The organism is Solwaraspora sp. WMMB762, from assembly GCF_049179115.1.
Taxonomy (GTDB): Bacteria; Actinomycetota; Actinomycetes; order Mycobacteriales; family Micromonosporaceae; genus Micromonospora_E.
Map to the genome: position 1 here is coordinate 6,040,885 of NZ_JBMHMD010000001.1, position 22,536 is coordinate 6,063,420.

Below are 22,536 nucleotides of genomic sequence, written 5' to 3' on the forward strand. Positions count from 1 at the left end.
GTCAGACGACGGTGCAGGGCGTTCCGTTCAAGGTGAACGCGGTCGGCTCCGCTGTCCCGGAACCGGTGCCGTTGAACCCGATGTTCGCCGTGCCCTGCGGCAGCAGCGTCGAGTTCCACGTCAACGAGGTCGCGGTGACGTCCTGGCCGCTCGTGCCGTAGGTGGCGGACCACCCGCTGCCGAACGAGTGCCCACTGGGCAGGGTGAAGGCCAGGGTCCAGCCGTTGATCGTGCTGGTGCCGGTGTTCGTGATGACGATGTTGCTGGTGAACGTGGAGCCACCGCTGTTGATCGCGTAGGAGACCTGGCAGGTGCCCGCCCCCGACGGCGTGTTCACGGTGACCGCCGACGAGAACGGCGACAGGTTGCCGGCCGCATCCTCAGCCCGTACCCGGAACTGGTAGCTGGTCCCCGGGGTCAGCCCGGTCGCCGGGAACGAGTTCGTCGCCGACGTGCCGGCCGGCGCGAACGTACCGCCACCGGTGGCCCGCTCGATCTCGTAGCCGGCCACCCCGACGTTGTCGGTCGACGCGGTCCAGGTGAGCGTGGCCGAGGTCGCGGTCACGCCCGACGCCACCGGGGTGCCGGGGGTCGACGGTGCGACGGTGTCGGTCGACGTGCCGCCCGGGTCGGCGTACAGCAGCAGGTTCGGCGACCCGGTGCCGATGCCGGTCAGCACGTTGCTGGTCGCGGCGCTCAGCAGCGCCGCCTTGGCCTGCGCCATCGTCGCGCTCGGGTTGGACTCCAGATAGCGGGCCACCCAGCCGGTCACGTGCGGAGCGGCCATCGAGGTGCCCGACCAGCCGGAGGCGACGGCGCTGTCGCTGCTGTTGCCGGCCGAGGTGATGCTGTTGCCCGGAGCGAAGACGTCGATGCAGGAGCCGTAGTTGGAGCTGGACCACCGGCTGTCGGTGATGGTGGTCGCGCCCACCACGATGCCGTCCGGCGACCGCGGGTTGTTGTTGCAGGCGTCGCTGTTGTTGTTGCCCGCCGCGAACACCGCCAGCACCCCGGCGTCGACCATGTTCTGGGCGGCCGTGTTCACCACGACGCCGTAGTTCTGCAGACTGAGATTCGCCACCGAGCGCGGCGGTGCGTTCGTCGCCACCCAGTCCATGCCCTCGATGAGGTCCGCGTTGGTGCCGCCGTTGCTGCAGTTCAGCACCCGCACGTCGCGGATCTGTACGTCCTTGGCGACGCCGTACGTGGCGCCACCGACGGTGCCGGAGACATGCGTGCCGTGGCCGTGGCAGTCGCCCGGGCTGTTGCCGTCGTTGACGGCGTCGTAGGCCCACTGCGCCCGGGTGCCGAAATCGTCGTGCGTGGTCCGGATCCCGCTGTCCAGGACGAACACGGTGGTCCCGGTGCCGTCGGTGTCGTAGCTGAACTCCTGGTCAAGCGGGAGGTTGTGCTGGTCGACCCGGTCCAGACCCCACGACGGGGGATTGGGCTGGGTGGTCGCGCCACCGCCGGTCACAGTTGGCTCGACGGCTTGGACCACGGCGTCGGCCTGGACGTACTCGACGTTCGGGTTGGCCCGCACCGCCTCGAGAGCGCTGGCGTCGAGCTTCGCGGAGAAGCCGTTCAGCACCGTCGCGTACGGGTGGACCTCCCGGCCACCAACCCGCTCGGCGACCACCACAGGGTCGTTCGCCGCGCCGCCGGTGAGCGGCCGGTCCTTGAGAACGACAATGTAGCCGCCATTAGGCGTGCCATTCTCGGCAGGCAGCAGGGGAGCAAGAGAAGTCGTCGGTTGTGCCATCGCTGGAGTGGCACCGAAAACTACCAGAAGTGCGGACGTCGCGGCTGTCGTGATTGCCTGGCGACGGTATCGATGCGATCTGGACATAGGAGAAACTGGCCTCCTGGGCGCGGTGACGCATGGACTACCGGTGAATTGACGGCTTGCCCGGCTCGTCAGCTGCCGGGATCACCGGGCGCTGTGGCCGGACAGAGTGCTCGAGCCCCGTCTGCTGCAATGAGAGCACGGGTGTCGGCGTTCGCCAATGCCCAGACTGTTTGAAACCTGAATGAACTATGTTAAAGACACGGTGTGGCCAGGGAGTGTTCACAGGATCGAAAAAAGCGACCGCCCGCGTGATTGCTCTCACGTTGCCAAACGGCGCACTGGTCGATCTGCACCGGTCGTGCGCACTCTCGGGGCTGCCGGGCAACGGTGCCGCCGGGGTTGTCGTCGAGAGCGGGGGTGGGTCGCCGGCTGCGGGCACCAGCAGCTCAGCAGGATAGGCGATCCGTCGATCCCGCGACCACCGGTGCTGTCGCAAGCCCGGGAACATCGGCCCAGCCCGGTCTCAGACGTAGGTGTCACCGGTACTTTCGGCGCGGTCCGGGGCGGGGTGCGTTGCCCGTTCACAGTGCGAGTGGTGTCGGGAGTCGGCGATGAGTGGTGAGCAGGTGCTGGTGACAGGAGGCTCCGGCTTCGTCGGGGCGCACTGCGTCGTACGACTGCTGTTGCAGGGGTACCGGGTGCGTACCACGGTGCGTTCGGCGGGTCGTGCCGCCGACGTACGCACGATGCTGCAGACGGGGGGAGCGGAACCGGGTGACGCGCTCAGCTTCGCCGTGGCCGACCTCACTTCCGACGACGGCTGGGCCGAGGCGGTGGCCGGATGCGACTACGTACTCCACGTCGCCTCTCCGGTGCCGCTGGCCGAGCCCCGCGACGAGAACGAACTCATCGTGCCGGCACGCGACGGGGTGCTGCGGGTGCTGGGCGCGGCACGTACGGCCGGGGTGAAACGTACGGTGCTGACGTCGTCGATCGCGACGGTGAAGCACGGTCACCCGGCAGACAAGCGGCTGTTCACCGAACACGACTGGACCGATCCGGAACAGGGCCAGATCTCCGCGTACGCGAAGTCGAAGCTGCTCGCCGAACGCGCCGCCTGGGACTTCGTGCGTAAGGACGGCCAAGGCATGGAGTTGGCGGTGGTGAACCCGGTCGGCATCTTCGGTCCGGCCCTCGGACCGGACAAGTCCCTGTGGTCAGACCAGATCGACCGGATGCTGACCGGGCGCCAGCCCGTCCTGGCCCGGATCCACATCGGTGTGGTCGACGTACGGGACGTCGCAGACCTGCACGTACGGGCGATGACCGATCCGGCGGCGGCCGGGGAGCGGTTCCTGGCCAGCGCCGGCACCATGTCGATGCGGGACATCGCGGTGTTGCTGCGTACCCGGCTCGGTGACGAGGCTGACCGGGTCTCGACGCGGGTGCTGCCGGACTGGGCGGTGCGTCTCGCCGCCAGGTTCAGCCCACGGATCGCGTTCGTGTTGCCTGAGCTCGGGGCGGTACGCGAGGCGTCAAGCGAGAAGGCTCGTCGGATGTTGGGCTGGCAGCCCCGGCCGGCTGAGGAGGCCGTCATCGACATGGCGAACAGCCTGATCCGACGCTGAGGAGCCCTTGCCGGCGACCGAGGACTACTCTTCACTGGATGGCTCTTGTGGAGTAGCGCCGGCCGAAACAGCGCGGAGCTGATTTAGCAGAACGACAATGGCCGGACAGAGCGCTCGGGCCCCGTCTGCTGAAATGAGAGCACGGGTGTCGTTGTTCGCCAATGCCCAGACAGCTTGGAACCTGAATGAACTATGTCAAAGACGGGGCGTGGCCAGGGTCTGTTCACGGGATCGAAAAGGCGACCGCCTGGGTGATTGCTCTCCCGTTGCCAAACGGCGCGCTGGTAGGGTCAGGCGCGGGGCGGGTGGCAACGACACGCTCCTACGGTTTGGCTGGCGACGGAGTGACGAAGGGGGACGCTGATGAACGGGCCTGACCCGACAGTGCCGTTCGTCCGTCGGGTGCGGGTGCGGGGCTTCCGGTCGATCGCCGGCTGCGACGTGGCGCTCGGGCCGCTGACCGTACTGCTGGGATTCAACGCGTCCGGAAAGTCGAACTTTCTCGACGTACTGCGGTTTGTGGCGGATGCGTTGACTGGCTCGGTGCCGCAGGCGGTGGCCGACCGGGGCGGGCTCGGCGCGCTGCTGCACCGGGGACCGGGCGGCACCATGGAGTCGTTCGAGATTCGGCTCGACCTGGCGTTGCCGCCCCGGCAGGCCGGGCAGGCGCCGATCCCGGCGACGTACGGCTTCGAGGTCGCGCAGGACCCGTTGGGTGAGCTGCCCCTGCTCGTGCGGGGTGAGGCAGCGACGATCAGGCTTGCGGACGGCGAGCTGCGGTTGCCGCTGGACCCGGGTACGGCCCGCACCATGCGGTTGCGGCTGCCGGCGTCGGTGATCCGCGAGGATGATCCGCAAGGGGTGCTGGAGACCAGGCTGCGGGCGATGGCCTTCTACGAACTGGACTCGACCGCGTTGCGGGCGTTGGACAAACAGCTGCTGCCCGGTGGGCAGCTCAGCACGACCGGCCACTTCCTCGGTTCGGTGCTGGGTGAGCTGGGTCGGGAGGACCCAGTCGGTAAGGAACGGCTGGACAGTTACCTCGGGGCGCTGGTGCCGAACGCGCTCGGGGTCGACGAGCGGGTCGAGGGGCGCTACTCGACGGTGCAGGTTCGCTTCCGGGCCGGGGCGGCCGGTGACGGCGAGGAGGTGTTCCTGCGGGAGTCGCTGTCCGAGGGGACGCTGCTCGCAGCCGGGGTGCTGACGGCGTTGTTCCAGCCGGCGGCGTTCGCCGGACGGATCCCGTTGATCGGCATCGAGGAGCCGGAGACCGCGTTGCACCCGGCCGGGGTGGGGGCGATGTACGAGGCGTTGGACGACGCCGCGCAGCGCACCCAGGTGATCGTCACCAGCCAGAGTTCTGAGTTGCTGGACAACGAATACGTGAAGCTGGAACACGTTCGTGCGGTCGCCAACGTGGACGGCGTAACGTACGTCGGAGAGATCGACGCCGCTGGCCGCGCCATCGTGGACAAAGAGCTGATGACCCTCAGCGAGTTGCACCGCAGCGGGCAAATGCTGCCCGCTCAGGTGGGTTATCCAGCGCCGGAACATTGACGAAGGAGCGAGGCGCATGACCCTGGTCCGCATCGCCACCGTGGTCGAGGGTCAGGGTGAGGTCGCTGCGATGCCGGTGCTGCTGCGCCGGTTGGCGCAACAGATCGACCCCCAGCTGTACGTCGACTCGCCGCGCCCGCATCGGGTGCCCCGAGGGACGCTCCTACGCGCCGGGGGAGTGGAGACCGCGGTCGCCACCCTGGTCGAGCAGGTCGGAACATCCGCCGGCATCCTGATGGTGGTCGACGCTGACGATGACTGCCCCGCGAAGCTCGGCCCGGCGCTCGTCGAGCGGGCACGCCGGAGCAGGTCGGACGTGAACACCGCCGCCGTGATCGCCAACCGGGAGTTCGAGGCGTGGTTCCTGGCTGCAGCGCCGTCGCTGGCCGGCCAGCGTGGGCTGGCGGATCCGCTGCACCGGCCGGCCGACCCGGAGGTGCCTCGGGACTGCAAGGGCTGGCTGAGCGCCAACCGGGTCGACGGCCGCGCCTACAAGCCGGCGAGCGACCAGGCGGCGCTGGCCGCCGTCTTCGACCTGGCGATGGCCCGCGAGCACTCCCCGTCGTTCGACAAACTCTGGCGCGACCTGACCGGGCTGCTCGGCTGACCCGGTTGCAATACTCGGCACTAGTATTCGACGGGGTGTGCCTGTCGGAGGAGCTGCTCGGCTTCGAGGAGGAGTTCGTCCAGTTGTTCGTCCGCCATCTCCGCATCCTCGACGAGCCTGAACAGGAGCTGACCCTGGATCTCGGCCATCACGCCGACGTCGAGGCTGTCGACGATCTCCTCGACGCCGGGCATGTCCATGTCCAGCATGGCGTAGATCAGGGCCTCCCCCTCCTTGGCGGGAAGCTCGCGTCCTTCCAGAAGTCGGGCGCGGGCATCTGCTACGAATCGGATGACCTCGCCGGCGTCCCTGCTCTCACTGAACCGTCGCTGGACTGCGACGAAGAAACTGTATCCGATGATGGCGACGGGTGTGCCCTTTCCCCCATTCTGGAACTTCTCGGTGAACGAGTCGTAGGTTTCCCAGTCCTGGCGGAGCAACGCGCGAAGGAACTTGGTCTCGTCTTTCATCGGTCGAATTTCATCCGGTGAACGAGCGTGGTCCATGGAAATCCTGACTTACGCGTCGGTCTGGTGAATAAGTCGCTCGGCTTCTAGGAGCAAGTTGTCGAGCTGTTCATCGGTCAGTTCGGCATCCAACACCAGCTTGAAAAGCAGCTGTCCCTGAATCTCGGCGATCATTCCGACGTCGAGCCCGTCGACGATCTCATCCACATCAGGCATCTCCATGTCGAGCATCGCGTACATGACTGCCTCAGCTTCCCTGGCGGGCAGGTCGCGGCCCTCCGACAGGGTGGCCCTAGCATCGGCGACAAACCGGATGATCTCTTCTGGGCTACGCTGCTCGGCGAACCGCTGCCGTGCGGCGATGTAGCAGGCGTAGCCAATCGTTGCTATCGGCGTACCTTTTCCCTGTCCTTTCAGCTTTTCGAGATACAAGTTGTATGCATCCCAGTCCCGACGGAGAAGCGCCCGTACGAACTTGCTTTCGTCTTCCATGGCTATCCTTTGCTCTGCTTCTTGTCGGCTCGTGCTGTTTTCCAGAGTCTGGCGGCCACCTCGCCACCCTTGATCCCGACAAGCGCAACCGCGATGGCGGCGATCAAGGCATCGCCGGCTGACGTACTTGGCGGATGACTAGGCCGGAGGACAGGTTCCGCAGGACGATTGACGACGACGCCACCGGCACCGCCGGCGGCATCCTGGAACGACTCCGCCAACTTCTTGCCATGTTGGAAGCCATCGTCGACGCTCCGGACTTGGTGCACCCGCCCCATCAGCTTGCTGGACCGAGGCCCCATACCGGTTGAGTCCGCTGCAAGTTTCTCGCCGGTTGGCATGCCGCCGGTTTCGGAGCTTCGGGACGGGACAGAGCCGGGGGCGATGTGGTTGGCGTAGTGGGAAATCTCGGCTGCTGCTTCGGCGATGAGCCGGGCGATCTTGCCGGACTTCGCAGCGGCCTCGCTGGCCTGCGTGCGCGCTGCGGTGGCGTGAGAGCTGTCAGCGCCCTCGGTCGCGGTCTGGTAGTGCCGCGTACCGGCCGCGGCCGACTTCTGTGCGGTCGTTGCTGCGACTGCCGCGCCATCAAGGTCGTCGAGGATCTGCCGCAGCACCGCAATGACGTCGCCGACGCTGCCGCTGCTCACCCGAGAGCCTTCGCGTACTCCTCGGCGCTGTCAGCGCCGCCGTCGATCCGGCGGAGCACCAGCTCACCCTCGTCGTCGGCGCTGCGTAGCCGGCTGAGCGCGGCGGTGACGTGCGGGTGCTGGCTGTCAGTGAGGACGGCAATGGCGGCGACATGACAGGACCGGACGGTCTCCCGTACGGAATGGATGGTGTCAGCTGCCGACCGCAACGCCTCGGTCCCCTCGCGTAGCCGGCTCTTGACCTCGTCGACGCTCATCGCCGCTACCCGAGGATACCGGCGTACCGGCGGGTCGACTCGCCCGCTTGGTGGATGAGGCCGGCGGACTCCTCCAACTGCCGCTTGGCCTGCTCGCAGCGGCCGATCGCCTCGCTCACCAAGTGGTGCCCGGTGCCGGCCGAAACAGCGTGGAGCTGGCTGAGCATGTTGTCCAGGGTCCTCACCGCCGCCATGAGCTGCTGCCGGCTCGTGTTGCCGTGCTCTGCGGCCTGGGCGAGACCGGCCTTGACTTCCTGGATGCTGGCCACCAGTTCCTCCCCGACGTCGGTCCTGCGACGAGCCCGGCTACGGCGGTCACTCTCCTACATGGTCGGAGCCTATCGGAGTGCGTCAACGTCAGGCTACGGAAGGTGATGGCACCTCGGGCGGCTGGTCAGTTCAGTAGCCGCTCGGCCCAGTAGATCTGCCGGTCGGGGCCGACGCTGATCAGGGCAACCATGAGATCGTCGACGGCGGCGGGAGCAGACGCGACCGCGTACTCCTGCGGTGTGTCCGGGTGCGCCGGGTGCAGGACGAAGGAGTACGTGACCGGTGTGGCGTCGACCGACGTGACCACGACGACGTTGCCGGAGGAGTGGAAGCCACCGTTGACCTCACGCGCACCGACACCCTGTAGCCAGGGGTAGTGCTGTTCGACAGCGTCGAGGACGCCGTCGGAGCCTGATCCGACCTGGTCCGGTCTATTCGACCTGGTGGAGATGATCCCGGGCAGGGTGCGGGTCCGTTTGTCGAGCACCGCGATGATCAGCATCGCGCCGGGTTTCGCCTGCGGTGGCGGCGTCCACCTGACCTGGCCGAGGAAGACCTGGGCGCCGTCGGAGGGAACTACCAGCTGTTGACCGTCGAAGGCGGCGTCCGCAGTTGCCTGGTCGACCAGCCGCAGCGTCGCGGTCGCCTTCAACACCTCCGGCCCGTACGGCGACCGATGGTGCCACCACCGCCACCCGGTCAGGGTGACCACGATGACTACGGCTATCGTGCCGAGAGCCAGCATTCGCCGTCGTGTCACAGTGGAAGCTAATCACATCATCCGCACCATAAGCCACTACCGGTTCTCTTGGCAGCCGTTTTCCGCCTCCCAGAAGAGCCAGGGGCTACGGGAGAGAGATTCCAGGGACACCATCGGGCGCATGCGTCACAGGGTTTGGAGAACGTCGTCCGGACATACCTCCTGAGCGCATACCGTCGCATCATGATATCGAGGGCGAGAAGGCGGGAGTGTCCCCAACCGCCGAGAGTGGCGGAGGGGCCACCGCTGCGTGGATTCCTCTTTGGTGCCACATGGCGTCAGAACGTTCTAGCGCGCGCTGACTATCTCGAAAGCATGGCCGCACTTATCCGTGTCAGGGACTGTGCCGACATGAGGCGAGCGTCACTCCATAGCGTATACGAGTCTCTCAGAAAGGCCCGGAGTGCGGCCCGGCGTCGTGGAATTCTCAACGGAACGATGGAGTGTGCATGGCTCAGTATCCAGGCCGCCGAGTTGTTGATTCTGGAGATGCTCGATACAAAGGATCTACAGGGCTGGCTGCCGTCCGTCCTGGAGTTGGCCAAAGGTCGTCTGAAGGCGGACGACTGTCGTGTCGTCGAGCTACGGCGGCAATCCTCTCGATGTGGGCGGCTGGTAGGGGGAAGCCAACCGGAGGAGCTCCGGTGCGCCATGAAGGCCGCCCTGGTCGGCGTTCATTTGGCGATGAACAAGTATTACTCACGTATCCGGAGGCTGCGGAATGCGATGTGGTCCGCGACAATGTTGACTACGGCCACCGTTGTCGCGCTTGCCATTTGGGGTGCCTGTGCCCCGGAAACGCTCAGTCTCTGCTTCGGCTATCCAGACGATCTGGTCTGTCCGCATGACAGGGCGACGACGGGACAGGGCCCCGAGCGTCAAGTCCCAGCGGACGATCCACAGACTGAGCCGGACCGTATCGACGTCCTTTTGGTTCTGGTGTACGGCTTCATGGGTGCCGTTCTTGTGGGCATTGCAATGCTAGCCAAGATCCGCGAGTCGGCAGTGCCCTACGACTTGTCGCTCGCCTCGACTGTTCTCAAGCTGCCGGTTGGTGCACTATCCGCTCTTATCGGGATAATATTTGTTCGGGGGGAGTTTGTTCCTGGGCTGACGCAGCTCGACACAGGGGCACAGATCCTTGGCTGGAGCGCCGCTTTCGGGGGCGCCCAATACTCGGTCACCAGACTTCTCGACAAGCGGGTCAGCGAGATTGTCAATGATTCGCGCGACGGGTCGGATCCCAAAGAAACTCCAAATTCCAAGAATCGGTGGCGTGATGGAGACGAAGTCAGGGCTCTGCAGTAGAGGGCGACGATGCTGCTGCGCCGGCATCGATCGTCATCAAGGGTGTGTCGCGGAACGCGGCTGTCATTAGTCTCCGGGGCGGGCCGGTGACGGTGCGCCTCTATCCTGTGTACGCAATGCCGCCCCTCTGGGCTGGGGTACCGGGAGGACTTCCCGAAACTATTACCGGGCTTTCTCAACGTAATCCGTAAACGCGAAAGATCTCCAACTTCATTACCGTACGTAATGTGGCAGGAAAGTGTTCCAACGATCTGCGGAACCCGGTCTTGAGAACCTTCCAACACTTCAGATGGGCGATCGCGCGTTCGACGGCGGCGCGGAGCCGGTTGAGTGCGGTGTTGCACGCGCGTCGGACCCCGGTCAACTCCCGACCCCGAGGCTTCTTGTACGGACTCACGATGCCGGCACCCTGGTACCCCTTGTCACCGATCATCCCGGGCCCGCCGGGGGCGTAGTGGCCGGCCCACCCGGCGGCGATCCCGGACACGTCGAACGCCTTCCGGTCGTGCATGCCACCCGGACACGGGTCACCCACATCGACCACCCGCCCGGCGAGATTGGCCACCACCTGCACGTTCTGCCCACAGAAGCCCTTCTTCTCGGAGAACAGCCCGTCGACGTCGTCGCGTTCCCCGACCGGCGCGACCAGACCATCGACCAGGACCGCGTCCCGGCGGGCCTGGTCACGGACCTGCTCGTACAGCGGGGTCAACACCACGTCCACCAGCGGCTCCAGCTCCTCCTGATACCGCTCCACGGTCGTCGAACCGCAGCCGAAAACCTCACCGATCACGTCCGGCGCCAGATTGTGCCGCAGCCCGAACAACACCAGCACCAACGCCGTGTACAGCGGCAACGCCCGAGGGCGCCCCACCGGCAGGTCCCAGTCGACCAGCGCGTCCACCTGCTCGTACAGCCAGTCCAGTTGATCGGAGTCCAGTCCGGTCATACGCTCACAGCGCGGCGGCCGGCCGTCGATCGTTTGAGTCCACACAACCCAGATGATCCAGACGTCGCCGGCCGCCGTTTCCACAAACGACACGCCCACCTTGGTCACACCACAGGCCGTCACCCCACGTAATATCGACGAACCTCGGTGCCAATCGGCTCGAAGCCTATTGGGAAGTCCTCCGGTTGAGTCTGATGCCACAGGTGCATCAAGATGCATCTGTGGCATCAGGTCTCCGGAAGCGCCATGGGATTCCTCGGAGGAACCCGAGCCGGGCGGCCGACTCGGCGGCAGCCCGGGCGGCGTGGCTGAGAGGGCAGCACTTCTCTCGGGCTGTATGGATAGGTTGGCCGGCATGGGCAAGGCGACGGGTGACGAACGGCCGTTGCTGGGCCGGACTGGCGGCGACCGCAGCCCTGAGCAGGCCGACGCCCATCGCTGGCACGTGTTTGGACGACGGACCGTGTACGAGCGCCGGCCCTGGATTAGCCTCGACCTGGTCGACGTCCAGCCTCCCGGCGGCGAGCGGTTCGAGCACCATGTCGTACGGCTGTTCCGCGCCGCCATCGGCGTCGTCGTCAATGATCACGATCAGGTGCTGATGCTGTGGCGGCACCGCTTCGTGTCGGACCAGTGGGGCTGGGAGCTTCCCGGTGGGATCGTCGACGAGGGCGAGAGCCCGGAGACGGCCGTGGCACGCGAGGTCGAAGAGGAGACCGGCTGGCGACCGTACAGGATGCGGCGTCTGGTCTCGTACCAGCCGATGGTCGGCATGATCGACTCGCCGCACGACGTCTACTACGCCCGAGGTGCGACGTATATCAGCCGGCCCGTCACGTCCGACGAGGCCGGCGAGGTCGCATGGGTGCCGCTCGCCGGAGTCCGGCGGCTCCTCGACCGGAACGAGATCCTGGGCTCCGGCTCGGTCGTCGGCTTGCTGCACGTGTTGGCATTCGGCCTGCCAGGAGGCTGAACCGCTGAGGACAGCTTCAGCCGCTTTGGTCAGGCGGCGAGGCCGAGGAGTTCGGTGGCGCGGGTGGTGAAGTGGCGTACCTCGGGGAGGGTGGCGTACGGCTTCAGACGGTGTTGCAGGTCTCGGACAGTTCCGATGGTGCGGGACGAGTTGACGGAGGCAGCCAGTTCGACGACATGAGCGGCGCGGGTGGCGGCGGCTTCGACGTCCGAGCGGTCGAGGTCGGCGGTGGCCAGGGCAGCGTGGCTTAGGGCGGCGCGGCGGGCGCGGCCCTGCTGATGGGCACGTTCGGCGGATTCGGTGGCGAAGCGTTCGGTGTCGTCGGGCTGCCCGAGGTCGCGGAAGCAGTGGGCGGCTTCGCCGTACAGGTATGGGGTGTCGATGAATCTGGCCCAGACGGGTTCGTCGTCGTGGTCGACGCGGGCGAATGTCTGTTCGGCCTTGGCCACGGCAGCTGCTGCCGGTGCCGATTCGCCGAGTGCCGCGAGGGCGCGGGCTTCGAGGATGTGCAGGTCGGCGAGGCAGGCGGGGGCGTCGCCGTCGGCGAGTCCGCGGCGACCGGCACGGGCGAGCATGAGTGCTTCGCGGGGGTGACCGAGCAGGTTGGCCTGGTCGGACATGCCGGCGAGGACGTGCGCGCCGAGCGCGGAGTGGTTGGCGGCTTGGGCGAGCCGGAGCGCCTGGATGAGGTAGCGCTGGGCGAGCCCGTGTTCGCCGTCGTCGTAGGCCATCCACCCGACGAGGTACGACTGCTCGGCGGCTGCCTCGTAGAGCGCCTGCTGGACGTCCGGCTCGTGCTCCCGCTTGAGTAGTGGCAGTACGTAGCTCTGCATGTACTCGACGAGGGCGGTGCGGGCGTGGCCGCCGCCGCGCATCACGTCCAGCTCCTGGAAGAGGGCGAACATCTCCCGGATGCCGGCCACCTGCCGCATCCCGATCTGCCGGGGGCCGCGCTCCGTCGATGTTTCGTCGAGGGTGGCGAGCAGCCAGTCACGGCTCGGTGCGCCGAGTGCGGCGAGTACGAACGGTGCCTTGACGATGTTGCGGCGGGCGACGTCGGCCTTGCCCAGGTCGATGATCGTGTCGACGGTGGTACGCGGATGGTCGGCGTACTGCAGGCCGCGAGCGGCAAGAGTTTCCTCGTCGGTCATGCCGAAGTCTGCCGGGGTGATCCGGCGACGCAGACGTTCACTGAGCGCCCGTGCCAGCAGCGTCGGCACCGGTGGTCGCGGACGTTCGCCACGCTTCACCCACCGGTGGACCGCCGTGTAGTCGTAGCGGAGCGCGAGACCTTCGTCGGCACCGAGATCGTTGACCCGCCGGGCCAGCCCGGCCCACGAGAAGCCCGCCTCGGTGATGAGCGCGGCCAGTGCATCGTTCGATCCGTTCACGGAGCACCCCTCCCAAGTGACTACCTTGGACGGTACTGGTCAGGCATCGACACTGCATATGGCCACACGAAGGCTCGAATTTCACACGGGTGTTCACATGGTGCCGGCGAGGGCGGTCGTCCAGTTGTCTCTGACGTGACGAGGGGATCTCAGTCCTCGCGTTGCGTTGGTCGGTGGATGCGAATCCACTCGGCGACCGCGTCGCGGGACCAGATGCGGCCGGTGGCGAGAACATCCAGCGGTGCGGGGAACGACGGACGGTTGACGATCTCGGATGCCCGCTGGCGGGAGACGCCACCGAGCATCTGCTGGATCTCGGACATCCCGGCCAACCGCATGTCAACGAACGTACGGAGGTTACGACTAGCAGCCCCGTCAACTTGACGCACTTGACACCCGTAAGGGGGATGGGTGATTCTCAGTCGCGCACATCTTCAGAGGAGGGGAGTCGACCGTGACGCAGATGGATGACGACCGGTGGCGGTCGTGTGGGTCGGACTGGGACGAGCCGGGAACCGGCCCCCGGCAGGTGCCTGTCGACGTACCGCCGCCGGTGCTCATGCCCGACGCCCGGCGCGGTGCCGCCGACGTCCGGACCCGTACCGCTGCCCGAAGCGCGACCGGGCCGGGCAGCGCGCACCCCGACCTCGGCGACTGCGCCTGATCCGGATCTCCGCAGCTCACGCGGCGGAACCAAGGTCTGCCCCGGTCGCCGTACCGCCAAGGAGGGCTGCGGTGATCGGGGCGGGGGTGGCCCCGCCCGAGTCGGCAAGGGGCAGGGCCACCCCCATCCACCAGACACACCACCAAAGCAATCACCGCACCACACAGGGGAGGAGCACTGATCATGCGAAGGATGTGGCAACGGATGCGGGTCCGCTGGGGACGCCGGCGGATGGCGTCCACCCCGCCCAGCCGCTGGCCGGCCGGCGGCGACCCCGGCGTCCACCGGGTGCCCGGCACCAACATGCGCTCGGCGGCGGGCCGGCCGATCCGGCCCTGGCAGGTGCGCAACCAACGGTTCCGGCCGGTCGGCGTCACGGCCCGCGGCCTCGACCCGGTCGAAGTCGGCGCGTTCCTCGACCGCGTCGCCTACGACCTCGGCGTCCTCTACGCCGAACTCGACCGCACCTGGGAGCAGAACAACCGGATCAAGGACGCGCTGCGCCGCTGGCAGTCCACCCAGGCCGCGATCACCCAGGCCGCGATCAACCAGTCCGCAATGAACCAGGCCGCCGTCCGGTGACCGAGCCCGACAACTCCGGCGTCACCGTCGTCGACTGCACGACCTGCGACGGCGGTGGCGTCACCTCCCACCGGTGCAGCTGCACCTGGTACGGCGACCAGCTCATCGTCGACGACGACCAGTTGACCGCCGGCAACCCGGGCGGTACGGCGTACCGCGACTGTCAGGTCTGTCTCGGTACCGGCACGAACTGCGTGACCTGCGACCGCTGCGCCGGGCTTGGCCGCCGCCGCGCCCAGCTCGTCTACACCGTCGCCAACGCCGACACCGCCGCCGTCGCCTCCGTCAACATCGTGCCCGGCGCGCTCGACCCGGTGCACCGCGCCGGCCGCTGGTGGCTCGACCTCGACACCGTCGTCACCGAACTGGCCGGCCGGGTCGGCGCCGACCACCTGTACGACCCGGACACTCCCGAGCGGAATCTCCTCGTCGGCGGGCTGGTGCTGCCCCGCGACTGGCGACCCGACCTGCCGCAGGCACGGCGGCACGCCCTGGAAGCGGCGGCGATCGCCAACTACACGTACCACCCGTGGCAGCTCTGGCTCGGCAGGACCGCCCCGCCGGACCGCCCCGACCCGGCCCGCCACCTCGGCCAACTCTGCGCCCTCGCCGAACTGCTCTGCCTCGACCTGGTCGTCGAAACCCGGCCCGACCCGTACGGCGACGACCGCTACGGCTGGCAGCTGCGCCTCGAACTGCCCGACACCGGCGTCGGCGACGCGTTCGCCAGCGGCGTCGGCAGCTCCGACAGCCTCGACGCGGCGATCGTCGCCGCCGACGCCACCCGCCTTGCCACCGGCATCGGCGACCGTGGTGTCGACGTACCCGACCACTACCTGCGCCCCGGCCGACCCGGCCCGCCGATCGGGCCGCCGAAACTCGACCTCGACCAGCTCGAACGCCGCATGATCGCCGACTGCACCGCACTCGGCACCGGCGAGGCCACCCCCGGCGCGCAGGCCATCTGGCGCGACGGCCGCTGGTGGCACACCAGCCTGCGGGTGGTCGCCGTCGTCGAGGAACTCACCGAACGCACCACCGGACAGATTTCCCGGCGTACGGTCGACAAGCTCGCCCGAGCGTGGCAGCCGCCGCCGCCCAGCTGGCAGGGGCCGGCGATCCCGTCCGAACCCTGCCCGTACTGCGTACCGGAGCAGGGGTTGCGCCGCTGCGTCTGCACCGTCGGCGCGCCCGCCGCCGACCCGGAGTGCCGCTACTGCGGCGGTGCCGGGCGCAGCGGCCGGTACGCCGCCGGCCTCAGCCGCTGCTTCAGCTGCGGCGACACGCTGCGCATCCGGCACGGTGCCGTCGTCACCGTCACCGACGGGCAGCACTGGGCCCGCCACCTCAACTGGGCACTGCCCGACGAAGCCACCGCCGTGGTGCCGCGGATCGGCAGCCAGCCGGGCGGCAAACCCATCCACCAGGTGCCGCCGCAGTTCCGGCTCCCGTTCCACGTCGGCGACCTGGTGGTACGCGGCCAGCCGATCGGCCCGGACCAGCTCGCGCCGCTCGACGAGTACGAGATCCTGCTGGTGCAGGAGCTGTGGTACGGCTACGTCACCCTCGACCACCCTGGGCAGGACCCGCTGACCGCGTACCTGGCGAACGTCGCCAACGGGCACCCCGGCGGCCGGGTGCTGCTGCACGCCGCCGAGCCCGACGCGCCGCCGCTGGCGCGGGTGCTCGCGTTGGCGTACGGGCTGGGGCTCGCGCTGGTCGTAACCGTCGCCGACCACCGCAACGACGCCGGTACGCCGTACCGCATGCAGGGGGTGTCGTGGGGTGCGTACTTCGCCGCGCCCGGTGCCGCGATCGGCTTGCGGGCCTACCCGCACCGGCCCACCCTCGGGCACGCGCTCGCCCAGGCCGTCGAGTACGTGTGCGGCGCCACCCGCTCGGCGGTGCCGGCCGATCCGTCGACCGCGATCGCCGTACCGCAGAACGTGCCGCAATGCGTACCGCAGGATGTGCCGACGCCGGCAGCCGACGGCGACCCCGGCGACTGGGCGGCGCCTGCCGACCTGGTGCCGTTGCTGTCGTTGCTCGCGGGGTACTACGCCGGCGAGACGGTGATCGTCTCGCTCGCCGCGTCCCGCTGCGAGGTGCACGTACGTGAAGGTCCCGAGACCACCCGCCGGGTCGCCACCGCCACCGACCTGCCCGCCGCCGTCGCCGCCCTGCGTCTGCGCCCACCCACCACCTGACGATCCACACCGCCGGGAGTCTGCGCCGATGTGAGGCTGAGATACCCTACGCCGCAATCATTCGGTATCTCAGCCTCACATCGACGAGGTGGTTCAGCCGAGCGCAGCCTCCCAGGCACGGAGAATGCCCAAGTGATCGATGCACAGGTACCCGACCGTGCTGCACTGGCCGCACGGTCGCCAGCGGAGCTTGCCTTTTACCTCCGCACGCAGGGTTGGACGGCGCAGAACCGGTCGGACACCGGCGTTCAATGGATCAAGGTGGTGGACGGCGAGGAGTTCGAAGCACTCCAGCCGGGGAAGTCGATGCTTCGTGATTACCCGGCCCGGGTGCGAGACGTCATCCAGGTGCTCTCCGTCGTTGAGGGCCGATCGCCGGTCGATATTCTCGCCGACATGGCCCACACACCCCACTCGCTGTTCGGCGGAGGGTCGGACGGGCTGCTGCTGTTCGGCATCACCCCGCCGCGTCGCGACGCCGCACCAGAGCGGATGCGCGAGATCGCCCAGGTCACCCTGGATCGGCTCGCGCCGCTCGACCTCGACGCCCTGGTGCTCTACGACATCGACGACGAGGCGGACCGTAACCCGGACGAACGGCCGTTCCCGTACCTGCCGACCGCCGACCCGGCGGAGTTCCACGCCGAACACCTCGGTGCCTGGCGACGTCCGGTGATCATCTACCGCTGCGTCGGGAAGTACCAGGAGTCGCAGTTGCGGTCGTGGTTGACGTCGGCGGACACCGACCAGGTCGGCGCGGTCTTCGTCGGCTCGTCGTCGCGCGACAAGCCGGTGCACACCAGCCTGACCCGGGCGCACGAGGTACGCCGTGAGACTCGGCCGGATCTATTCGCCGGCGCGGTGACCATCACCGAGCGGTACACCCGTGGCCGCGACGAGCACCTGCGCATGTTGGCCAAGCAGGAGCAGGGCTGCGCGTTCTTCATCTCCCAGGTCGTCTACGACGTCGATGCGACCAAGAGCATGTTGTCGGATTACTACTACGCGTGCCTCGATCGAGGTGTGGCGCCGCGTACGGTCGTGTTGACCATGTCGGTGTGTGGGTCGCTCAAGACGTTGTCGTTTCTCCAGTGGCTCGGCGTCGACGTTCCCCGCTGGCTGGAGAACGCGCTGCGGCGCGCCGATGACCCACTCGCCGAGTCGTACGCCCAGTGCCTGCGCAACGCGAGTGACCTGCTCGACTTCTGCCGCCGTCTCGGGTTGCCGTTCGGCTTCCACGTGGAGAGCGTGTCGATCCGCAAGGTCGAGATCGAGGCCGCGGTCTCCCTCGCGACTGAACTGCGGGCGATGCTCGACCGGAACCGTTGACGACTCAACTGACCGATTACCGGACCTAGCTGACCGCCTGCCAGGCGAGGCGGATGGCGAGCAGGGCGATGATGCCGTTGCCGACCAGGGCGGTGATCAGCCGGCCGCGCTGGCTGGCGAGCGTGCGGCCGAGGATCGCGCCACCGGTGGCCAGCAGCAGTTGCCAACTCGCCGAGGCGACGAACGCCGCCACGACGAACACCGTGCCGACGAGCACTCGACCATCGGCCGAATCCGCCGTGTGCCCTTGGTAGCCGACCACGAGGGCAGCGAAGTAGACGATGGTCATCGGGTTCAGCAGCGTCAAACCGACGAAGGCGGCGTACGTCCGGGCGGCCGACCCGGTCGGCACCGGCTGCGTCGCGTCGGCCGCCGCGTGACGGGCCCGCACTGCGGTGAGGATTCCCCGTACGGCGATCGCGACGAGCACCACGGCGGCGGCGGCCCGCAGGACGCCGATTGCCGGTTGGAGCAGCCGGGCGATCGCCGCGCCACTGACCACGGCGGCGACGGCGTACAGCCCGTCGGCGGTGGCGGTGCCGAGCCCGGCGGCCGCACCGTGGCGCAGCGACACCTGGGCGGCAAGGGTGACTATCAGGACCCCGATCGCGCCGACCGGGATCGCGATGCCGTAGCCGGCGAGTAGTCCGGAGGTCAGCGCGTCGATCACGGCAGGACTATGCCGACCCGCCGGATCCGGCGACAACCAGTTTTTTTGCGCCCTCGTCCGGTTGACGGCACCCATTGCATTGACTACCGTCACTCCCGGTCTGGAGATGTTAACGCTCGTCAATGTCTTGCGCGTAGGGGTGATCCTGACAATCGCTGAAGCCGCGGCAGTCGACGACCACCGTATGGAGGGCCGCTTGAAGCGCGTCATCATCACCGCCACCGCCGTCGCTGCGGCGACGGCCATGATCCTGACCGCCGGCTGTACGCCAGGGTCAGGCAGTTCCGGATCGTCCGACCCGAACACCTTCGAGTTCTGGTCGTTCACCGGGATCAACCAGCAGGCATCCGTCGATGCGTACACCAGCGACCATCCGGACATCGAGGTCAAGCTCACCGAGGTGGGCGACACCAGCGAAACGGCCCAGGCGCTCACCGCCGCACTGGCCGGTGGCAAGGTGCCCGACCTGGTGCTGATCCAGGGCGACAACATGCCGAAGTTCATGCAGGCCCCGGAGAACTTCGTCGACCTGACCACGCTCGGCGCCGACCAGATGACCGGTGACTACCTCGACTGGGTCATCTCCCAGTCGACCACCGAGGACGGCAAGGTCATCGGAATACCGACGGACGTCGGCGGCATGGCGATCGCGTACCGGACCGACCTGTTCGCCGCCGCCGGCCTGCCCACCGACCGGGACGAGGTCTCCGAGCTGTGGCCGACCTGGGACGCGTTCCTGGCGGTCGGCGAGCAGTACGTCGCGGCTACCGGCAAGCCATTCCTGGACAACACCCCGACGAGCATCTTCTTCCAGGCGGTCAACCAGGGCGCGGAACGCTACTACGACGAGAACCGCGAACTGTCGTACGACAAGAATCCACAGGTCAAGGAGGCGTTCGACCTGACGTTGCGGATGTACGAGGCGGGCATCTCCGGTCGGATCGCCTCCTGGACGCCGGCGTGGACCGCCGGCATGAGCAAGGGCGACTTCGCGGTGATGTCGGCACCGTCCTGGATGCTCAACGCAATCAAGACCAACGCCCCGGACAGCGCCGGAAAATGGGACGTCGCCACCATCCCCGGTGGTTCCGGGAACTGGGGCGGTAGCTACCTCGCCATCCCGGCGCGGGCGAAGAACCCGGCAGCGGCCTGGGACTACATCGCCACGATGCAGTCGCCCGAGGGCCAGCTCGCGCACTTCCTGGAGCACGGGGCGCTGCCGACCACGCCGTCGGTCTACACCGACCCGCAGCTGCTCGCGAAGACCGACCCGTTCTTCTCCGACGCGCCGATCGGCCAGATCTACACCGAATCCGTGGTGAACATCGAGCCGTTCTACATCGGCCCCGACGACGCCACCATCGGCACCGAGCTGCTCAACACGCTCACCAGCGTGGAGCAGGGCCAGGTCGAGCCCGACGAAGCGTGGGACACCGCGTTGACCAACGTCAGGAACGCCCTCCGCGGCTGAGCAGACGACTGACCTGCGGCGGCCGGCCGGGAGCCTCCAGCCGGCCGCCGCACGTGCGGAAGGTGAGCGCTGTGACCACGATGCTCAGCCCGGCCACGGCCCGCAAGGACACCGGCCGGCCGACCCGGTCCCGTCAGATCCAGCAGGGCGTACGGGAGCGACTGGCGCCGTACGCGTACATCGCGCCGTTCTTTCTGCTCTTCTTCATCTTCGGGCTCTTCCCGCTGCTGTTCACGTTCTACATCGCCCTGTTTGACTGGAACCCGATCGGCGAACGCAGCTACGTGGGGCTGAAGAACTTCTCCGATCTCGTCGACGACCCACGGTTCTGGGGTGCGCTGCGCAACACGTTCAGCATCTGGGTGCTGTCGACCGTTCCCCAGCTGCTGATCGCGCTCGGCATGGCGCACGTGCTCAACCACGCACGGCTGCGGGCGGCCACCATGTTCCGGATGTCGATGCTGGTTCCCTACGTGACCTCGGTGGCCGCGACGACCATCGTCTTCGCCCAGCTGTTCGACCGCGACTACGGCATGCTCAACTGGCTCCTCGGGCTGCTGGGATTCGAGCACATCGACTTCACCGCGTCGCTGTGGGGCAGCCACTTCATGATCGCGGTGATGGTCGCCTGGCGGTGGACCGGCTACAACACCCTGCTGTACCTCGCCTCACTTCAGGCGGTTCCCCGCGACCTGTACGAGGCCGCCGCCGTGGACGGCGCCAACGGCTGGAAGCAGTTCCGGCACATCACCGTTCCCTCGCTGCGGCCGATCATCGTGTTCACCGTCATCACCTCGACGATCGGCGGGCTGCAGATCTTCACCGAGCCGCTGCTGGCCAACCCGGTGGGTGGACTCACCTGCGGCGCGGCGCGGCAGTGTCAGACCCTCACCCTGTTCCTCTACGAGCAGGCCTTCGGTCGCTTCCACTTCGGCTACGGCGCGGCCATCGGCGTCGCGCTCTTCGTGCTGGTCGTGATCATCTCCGCGATCAACTACCTCCTGGTCACCCGGATCCGCTCGGAGCGCCCATGAATCCCGCACCGCACCGGCGACGCAGCGCCAACCGGATCCACCCGGCCGTGTACGTGGCGCTGGGCGGCATGGTGTTCTTCAGCGTGTTTCCGCTCTACTGGATGTTCGTGGTGGCCACCACGGACTCGGCCACCGCGTACAGCCTGCCGCCGCACGTGCTGCCCGGTGGCAACTTCTTCCACCTGGCCAGCCTGGTCTTCGAGATCGTGCCGTTCGTGCAGGCGCTGATGAACAGCCTGGTCGTCGCCACCTCGATCGGCGTCGGTCAGGCGTTTCTCTGTGCGCTGGCCGGGTTCGCCTTCGCCAAACTGTCCTTCCGGGGCCGCAACACGTTGTTCCTGATCGTCGTGCTGACGATGACGGTGCCGACCCAGCTCTCGGTCGTGCCGCAGTACCTGATCATGTCGCGCTTCAACTGGGTGGACACCCTCCAGGCGTTGATCGTCCCCGGGCTCGTGAGCGCGTTCGGCATCTTCTGGATGCGGCAGCACATCGGCAACGTGGTCAACGACGAGCTGATGAACGCCGCCCGGGTGGACGGCGCGACGACCTGGCAGATCTTCTGGCGCATCGCCTTCCCGGTGGTCCGCCCGGCGGCGTTGATCCTGGGCCTGTTCGGCTTCGTCAACGCCTGGAACGACTTCCTGTGGCCGTTCATCGTGCTGAAGTCCCCGGAGCGGTACACCGTCCAGATCGCCATCAAGGCACTGCAGAACAACCGGGACATCGACCTGGGCCTGGCCATGTCCGGCTCGTTCCTGGCCACGTTGCCGGTGCTGGTGTTGTTCGTCTTCGTCGGCCGACGCCTGGTGCAGGGAATCATGGAAGGTGCGTTCAAGGGCTGACCAGGGGGCCTGGTGCCCTGACCGGCCGGTCGGCGGCGGTGCCCGAGGTGGCCGCCGCCCAGCGGGCGAGGGCTTCGCCGACCCGGTGGAAGCCCTCGCCGACGGCGCTGAACGCGTAGCTGCCGTCGGCGAGCCGCTGGATCAGCCCGCGCTGCTCCAGGTCGGCGAGGCGCTGGGTGAGGGTGACCTGGTTGACGCCGGTGTCGCGGGCCAGGTCGGTGAAGCGGCGCGGCCCGACCAGCAGTGCGCAGTGCAGCTCCAGCATCCAGCGTTCCTGCATCAACGCCAGCAGGTCGTCGAGCTGGTGGTGGCGGGTGTCCGGGTCGGTGCTGTCGCCGGCCCAGGCCGCCATTTCGGCGAGCACCGGGCGCAGCCCGGCCCCGGCCGACGTCAGCGCGTAGCGGGTCCCCGGCGGATTCGCGTCGATCACCGTACGGCTGACGATGCCGGCCGCCTCCAGTTCGCCGAGCCGGCGGGCCAGGGTGCTCGGCCCGACGGCCGGGATCGCCCGGCGCAGGTCGTTGAAGCCGGCCGGTCCGTCGAGCAGCGCGTGCACGATGTGCAGCGTCCAGCGGCCCCGGAGCCGGCCCACGGCGGCCAGCAGTACGCCCTGCTCCACCTGCACGTCGTCACTGTATC

Annotated in this window: 24 protein-coding genes; 12 read left to right on the top strand and 12 right to left on the bottom strand. The window is 67.9% G+C overall.

Features of this window, described 5'->3' with window-relative positions; genetic code table 11:
- Nucleotide 1: 1 nt before the first annotated feature.
- On the bottom strand, nucleotides 2–1,762 hold the full coding sequence (locus ACN27J_RS27140) for a S8 family serine peptidase (RefSeq protein ID WP_421370528.1): 1,761 nt from the start codon (nucleotides 1,760–1,762) through the stop codon (nucleotides 2–4).
- Nucleotides 1,763–2,400: 638 nt separating this feature from the next.
- On the opposite strand from ACN27J_RS27140, the gene ACN27J_RS27145 reads away from it, so the two are divergent.
- The 3 genes from ACN27J_RS27145 to ACN27J_RS27155 all read left to right on the top strand — a co-directional run bounded on the left by ACN27J_RS27145 (nucleotide 2,401) and on the right by ACN27J_RS27155 (nucleotide 5,581).
- Complete coding sequence (locus tag ACN27J_RS27145) at nucleotides 2,401–3,417, top strand: SDR family oxidoreductase (protein WP_421370529.1); 1,017 nt, start codon at nucleotides 2,401–2,403, stop codon at nucleotides 3,415–3,417.
- A 363-nt stretch (nucleotides 3,418–3,780) separates the two neighbouring features.
- Complete coding sequence (locus tag ACN27J_RS27150) at nucleotides 3,781–4,974, top strand: AAA family ATPase (protein ID WP_421370531.1); 1,194 nt, start codon at nucleotides 3,781–3,783, stop codon at nucleotides 4,972–4,974.
- Between the two features lie 16 nt (nucleotides 4,975–4,990).
- Nucleotides 4,991–5,581, top strand: coding sequence for a DUF4276 family protein (locus ACN27J_RS27155; RefSeq protein ID WP_421370534.1), 591 nt, complete (start codon nucleotides 4,991–4,993; stop codon nucleotides 5,579–5,581).
- Nucleotides 5,582–5,601: 20 nt separating this feature from the next.
- Here ACN27J_RS27155 and ACN27J_RS27160 read toward each other — a convergent pair whose 3' ends face one another.
- The 6 genes from ACN27J_RS27160 to ACN27J_RS27185 all read right to left on the bottom strand — a co-directional run bounded on the left by ACN27J_RS27160 (nucleotide 5,602) and on the right by ACN27J_RS27185 (nucleotide 8,474).
- Nucleotides 5,602–6,051: a hypothetical protein gene (locus ACN27J_RS27160; RefSeq protein ID WP_421370535.1), complete on the bottom strand. Its 450-nt coding sequence runs from the start codon at nucleotides 6,049–6,051 to the stop codon at nucleotides 5,602–5,604.
- A 48-nt stretch (nucleotides 6,052–6,099) separates the two neighbouring features.
- A complete protein-coding gene (locus tag ACN27J_RS27165) occupies nucleotides 6,100–6,540 on the bottom strand; it encodes a hypothetical protein (protein WP_421370537.1) in 441 nt (146 codons plus the stop codon).
- A 2-nt stretch (nucleotides 6,541–6,542) separates the two neighbouring features.
- A complete protein-coding gene (locus tag ACN27J_RS27170; protein WP_421370539.1) occupies nucleotides 6,543–7,187 on the bottom strand; it encodes a hypothetical protein in 645 nt (214 codons plus the stop codon).
- Nucleotides 7,184–7,444 (bottom strand): hypothetical protein, encoded by a 261-nt coding sequence (locus ACN27J_RS27175; protein WP_421370541.1) that lies wholly within the window; start codon nucleotides 7,442–7,444, stop codon nucleotides 7,184–7,186. Before ACN27J_RS27175 ends, ACN27J_RS27170 begins: the two co-directional genes overlap by 4 nt.
- A gap of 5 nt (nucleotides 7,445–7,449) precedes the next feature.
- Nucleotides 7,450–7,713, bottom strand: coding sequence for a hypothetical protein (locus tag ACN27J_RS27180; protein WP_123603526.1), 264 nt, complete (start codon nucleotides 7,711–7,713; stop codon nucleotides 7,450–7,452).
- A 125-nt stretch (nucleotides 7,714–7,838) separates the two neighbouring features.
- On the bottom strand, nucleotides 7,839–8,474 hold the full coding sequence (locus ACN27J_RS27185; RefSeq protein WP_421370543.1) for a hypothetical protein: 636 nt from the start codon (nucleotides 8,472–8,474) through the stop codon (nucleotides 7,839–7,841).
- Between the two features lie 438 nt (nucleotides 8,475–8,912).
- Between ACN27J_RS27185 and ACN27J_RS27190 the strand changes: the two genes are divergently transcribed.
- On the top strand, nucleotides 8,913–9,782 hold the full coding sequence (locus ACN27J_RS27190) for a hypothetical protein (protein WP_421370545.1): 870 nt from the start codon (nucleotides 8,913–8,915) through the stop codon (nucleotides 9,780–9,782).
- Between the two features lie 175 nt (nucleotides 9,783–9,957).
- Here ACN27J_RS27190 and ACN27J_RS27195 read toward each other — a convergent pair whose 3' ends face one another.
- On the bottom strand, nucleotides 9,958–10,824 hold the full coding sequence (locus ACN27J_RS27195; protein WP_421362034.1) for a transposase family protein: 867 nt from the start codon (nucleotides 10,822–10,824) through the stop codon (nucleotides 9,958–9,960).
- A gap of 211 nt (nucleotides 10,825–11,035) precedes the next feature.
- Between ACN27J_RS27195 and ACN27J_RS27200 the strand changes: the two genes are divergently transcribed.
- Nucleotides 11,036–11,704, top strand: coding sequence for an NUDIX hydrolase (locus tag ACN27J_RS27200; RefSeq protein WP_421370548.1), 669 nt, complete (start codon nucleotides 11,036–11,038; stop codon nucleotides 11,702–11,704).
- A 29-nt stretch (nucleotides 11,705–11,733) separates the two neighbouring features.
- On the opposite strand, the gene ACN27J_RS27205 is transcribed toward ACN27J_RS27200, so the two are convergent.
- On the bottom strand, nucleotides 11,734–13,095 hold the full coding sequence (locus ACN27J_RS27205) for a hypothetical protein (protein WP_421370550.1): 1,362 nt from the start codon (nucleotides 13,093–13,095) through the stop codon (nucleotides 11,734–11,736).
- Between the two features lie 149 nt (nucleotides 13,096–13,244).
- Nucleotides 13,245–13,433, bottom strand: coding sequence for a hypothetical protein (locus ACN27J_RS27210; RefSeq protein WP_281551496.1), 189 nt, complete (start codon nucleotides 13,431–13,433; stop codon nucleotides 13,245–13,247).
- A 116-nt stretch (nucleotides 13,434–13,549) separates the two neighbouring features.
- On the opposite strand from ACN27J_RS27210, the gene ACN27J_RS27215 reads away from it, so the two are divergent.
- The 4 genes from ACN27J_RS27215 (at nucleotide 13,550) to ACN27J_RS27230 (ending at nucleotide 17,877) form a co-directional block, all read left to right on the top strand.
- On the top strand, nucleotides 13,550–13,759 hold the full coding sequence (locus ACN27J_RS27215) for a hypothetical protein (RefSeq protein ID WP_421370552.1): 210 nt from the start codon (nucleotides 13,550–13,552) through the stop codon (nucleotides 13,757–13,759).
- Nucleotides 13,760–14,062: 303 nt separating this feature from the next.
- Complete coding sequence (locus ACN27J_RS27220) at nucleotides 14,063–14,341, top strand: DivIVA domain-containing protein (RefSeq protein ID WP_421372521.1); 279 nt, start codon at nucleotides 14,063–14,065, stop codon at nucleotides 14,339–14,341.
- On the top strand, nucleotides 14,338–16,548 hold the full coding sequence (locus ACN27J_RS27225) for a hypothetical protein (RefSeq protein WP_421370555.1): 2,211 nt from the start codon (nucleotides 14,338–14,340) through the stop codon (nucleotides 16,546–16,548). Before ACN27J_RS27220 ends, ACN27J_RS27225 begins: the two co-directional genes overlap by 4 nt.
- Nucleotides 16,549–16,944: 396 nt before the next feature.
- The gene (locus ACN27J_RS27230; protein WP_289209782.1) at nucleotides 16,945–17,877 is read left to right on the top strand and encodes a methylenetetrahydrofolate reductase; all 933 of its coding nucleotides are present in this window, start codon (nucleotides 16,945–16,947) and stop codon (nucleotides 17,875–17,877) included.
- 25 nt (nucleotides 17,878–17,902) lie between these two features.
- On the opposite strand, the gene ACN27J_RS27235 is transcribed toward ACN27J_RS27230, so the two are convergent.
- On the bottom strand, nucleotides 17,903–18,547 hold the full coding sequence (locus ACN27J_RS27235) for a LysE family transporter (protein WP_421370557.1): 645 nt from the start codon (nucleotides 18,545–18,547) through the stop codon (nucleotides 17,903–17,905).
- Nucleotides 18,548–18,743: 196 nt separating this feature from the next.
- Here ACN27J_RS27235 and ACN27J_RS27240 point away from each other — a divergent pair, with 196 nt between their 5' ends.
- From ACN27J_RS27240 to ACN27J_RS27250, 3 genes are all read left to right on the top strand, one after another.
- Nucleotides 18,744–20,018, top strand: a complete 1,275-nt coding sequence (locus ACN27J_RS27240; RefSeq protein WP_421370559.1) for an ABC transporter substrate-binding protein — start codon at nucleotides 18,744–18,746, stop codon at nucleotides 20,016–20,018.
- A gap of 80 nt (nucleotides 20,019–20,098) precedes the next feature.
- The gene (locus tag ACN27J_RS27245) at nucleotides 20,099–21,052 is read left to right on the top strand and encodes a carbohydrate ABC transporter permease (protein ID WP_421372523.1); all 954 of its coding nucleotides are present in this window, start codon (nucleotides 20,099–20,101) and stop codon (nucleotides 21,050–21,052) included.
- Complete coding sequence (locus ACN27J_RS27250) at nucleotides 21,049–21,897, top strand: carbohydrate ABC transporter permease (RefSeq protein WP_421370561.1); 849 nt, start codon at nucleotides 21,049–21,051, stop codon at nucleotides 21,895–21,897. Before ACN27J_RS27245 ends, ACN27J_RS27250 begins: the two co-directional genes overlap by 4 nt.
- Here ACN27J_RS27250 and ACN27J_RS27255 read toward each other — a convergent pair.
- Nucleotides 21,887–22,522, bottom strand: a complete 636-nt coding sequence (locus tag ACN27J_RS27255) for a winged helix-turn-helix transcriptional regulator (RefSeq protein ID WP_421370563.1) — start codon at nucleotides 22,520–22,522, stop codon at nucleotides 21,887–21,889. The genes ACN27J_RS27250 and ACN27J_RS27255 overlap by 11 nt on opposite strands.
- Nucleotides 22,523–22,536 lie beyond the last annotated feature (14 nt).

Coding starts and splice junctions, on each gene's coding strand:
- ACN27J_RS27210 (WP_281551496.1), bottom strand. CDS start 13,433: ATGCGGTTGGCCGGGATGTCCGAGATCCAGCAGATGCTCGGTGGCGTC.
- ACN27J_RS27155 (WP_421370534.1), top strand. CDS start 4,991: ATGACCCTGGTCCGCATCGCCACCGTGGTCGAGGGTCAGGGTGAGGTC.
- ACN27J_RS27175 (WP_421370541.1), bottom strand. CDS start 7,444: ATGAGCGTCGACGAGGTCAAGAGCCGGCTACGCGAGGGGACCGAGGCG.
- ACN27J_RS27165 (WP_421370537.1), bottom strand. CDS start 6,540: ATGGAAGACGAAAGCAAGTTCGTACGGGCGCTTCTCCGTCGGGACTGG.
- ACN27J_RS27145 (WP_421370529.1), top strand. CDS start 2,401: ATGAGTGGTGAGCAGGTGCTGGTGACAGGAGGCTCCGGCTTCGTCGGG.
- ACN27J_RS27220 (WP_421372521.1), top strand. CDS start 14,063: ATGCGCTCGGCGGCGGGCCGGCCGATCCGGCCCTGGCAGGTGCGCAAC.
- ACN27J_RS27190 (WP_421370545.1), top strand. CDS start 8,913: ATGGAGTGTGCATGGCTCAGTATCCAGGCCGCCGAGTTGTTGATTCTG.
- ACN27J_RS27250 (WP_421370561.1), top strand. CDS start 21,049: ATGAATCCCGCACCGCACCGGCGACGCAGCGCCAACCGGATCCACCCG.
- ACN27J_RS27245 (WP_421372523.1), top strand. CDS start 20,099: ATGCTCAGCCCGGCCACGGCCCGCAAGGACACCGGCCGGCCGACCCGG.
- ACN27J_RS27140 (WP_421370528.1), bottom strand. CDS start 1,762: ATGGCACAACCGACGACTTCTCTTGCTCCCCTGCTGCCTGCCGAGAAT.
- ACN27J_RS27150 (WP_421370531.1), top strand. CDS start 3,781: ATGAACGGGCCTGACCCGACAGTGCCGTTCGTCCGTCGGGTGCGGGTG.
- ACN27J_RS27160 (WP_421370535.1), bottom strand. CDS start 6,051: ATGAAAGACGAGACCAAGTTCCTTCGCGCGTTGCTCCGCCAGGACTGG.
- ACN27J_RS27230 (WP_289209782.1), top strand. CDS start 16,945: ATGGCCCACACACCCCACTCGCTGTTCGGCGGAGGGTCGGACGGGCTG.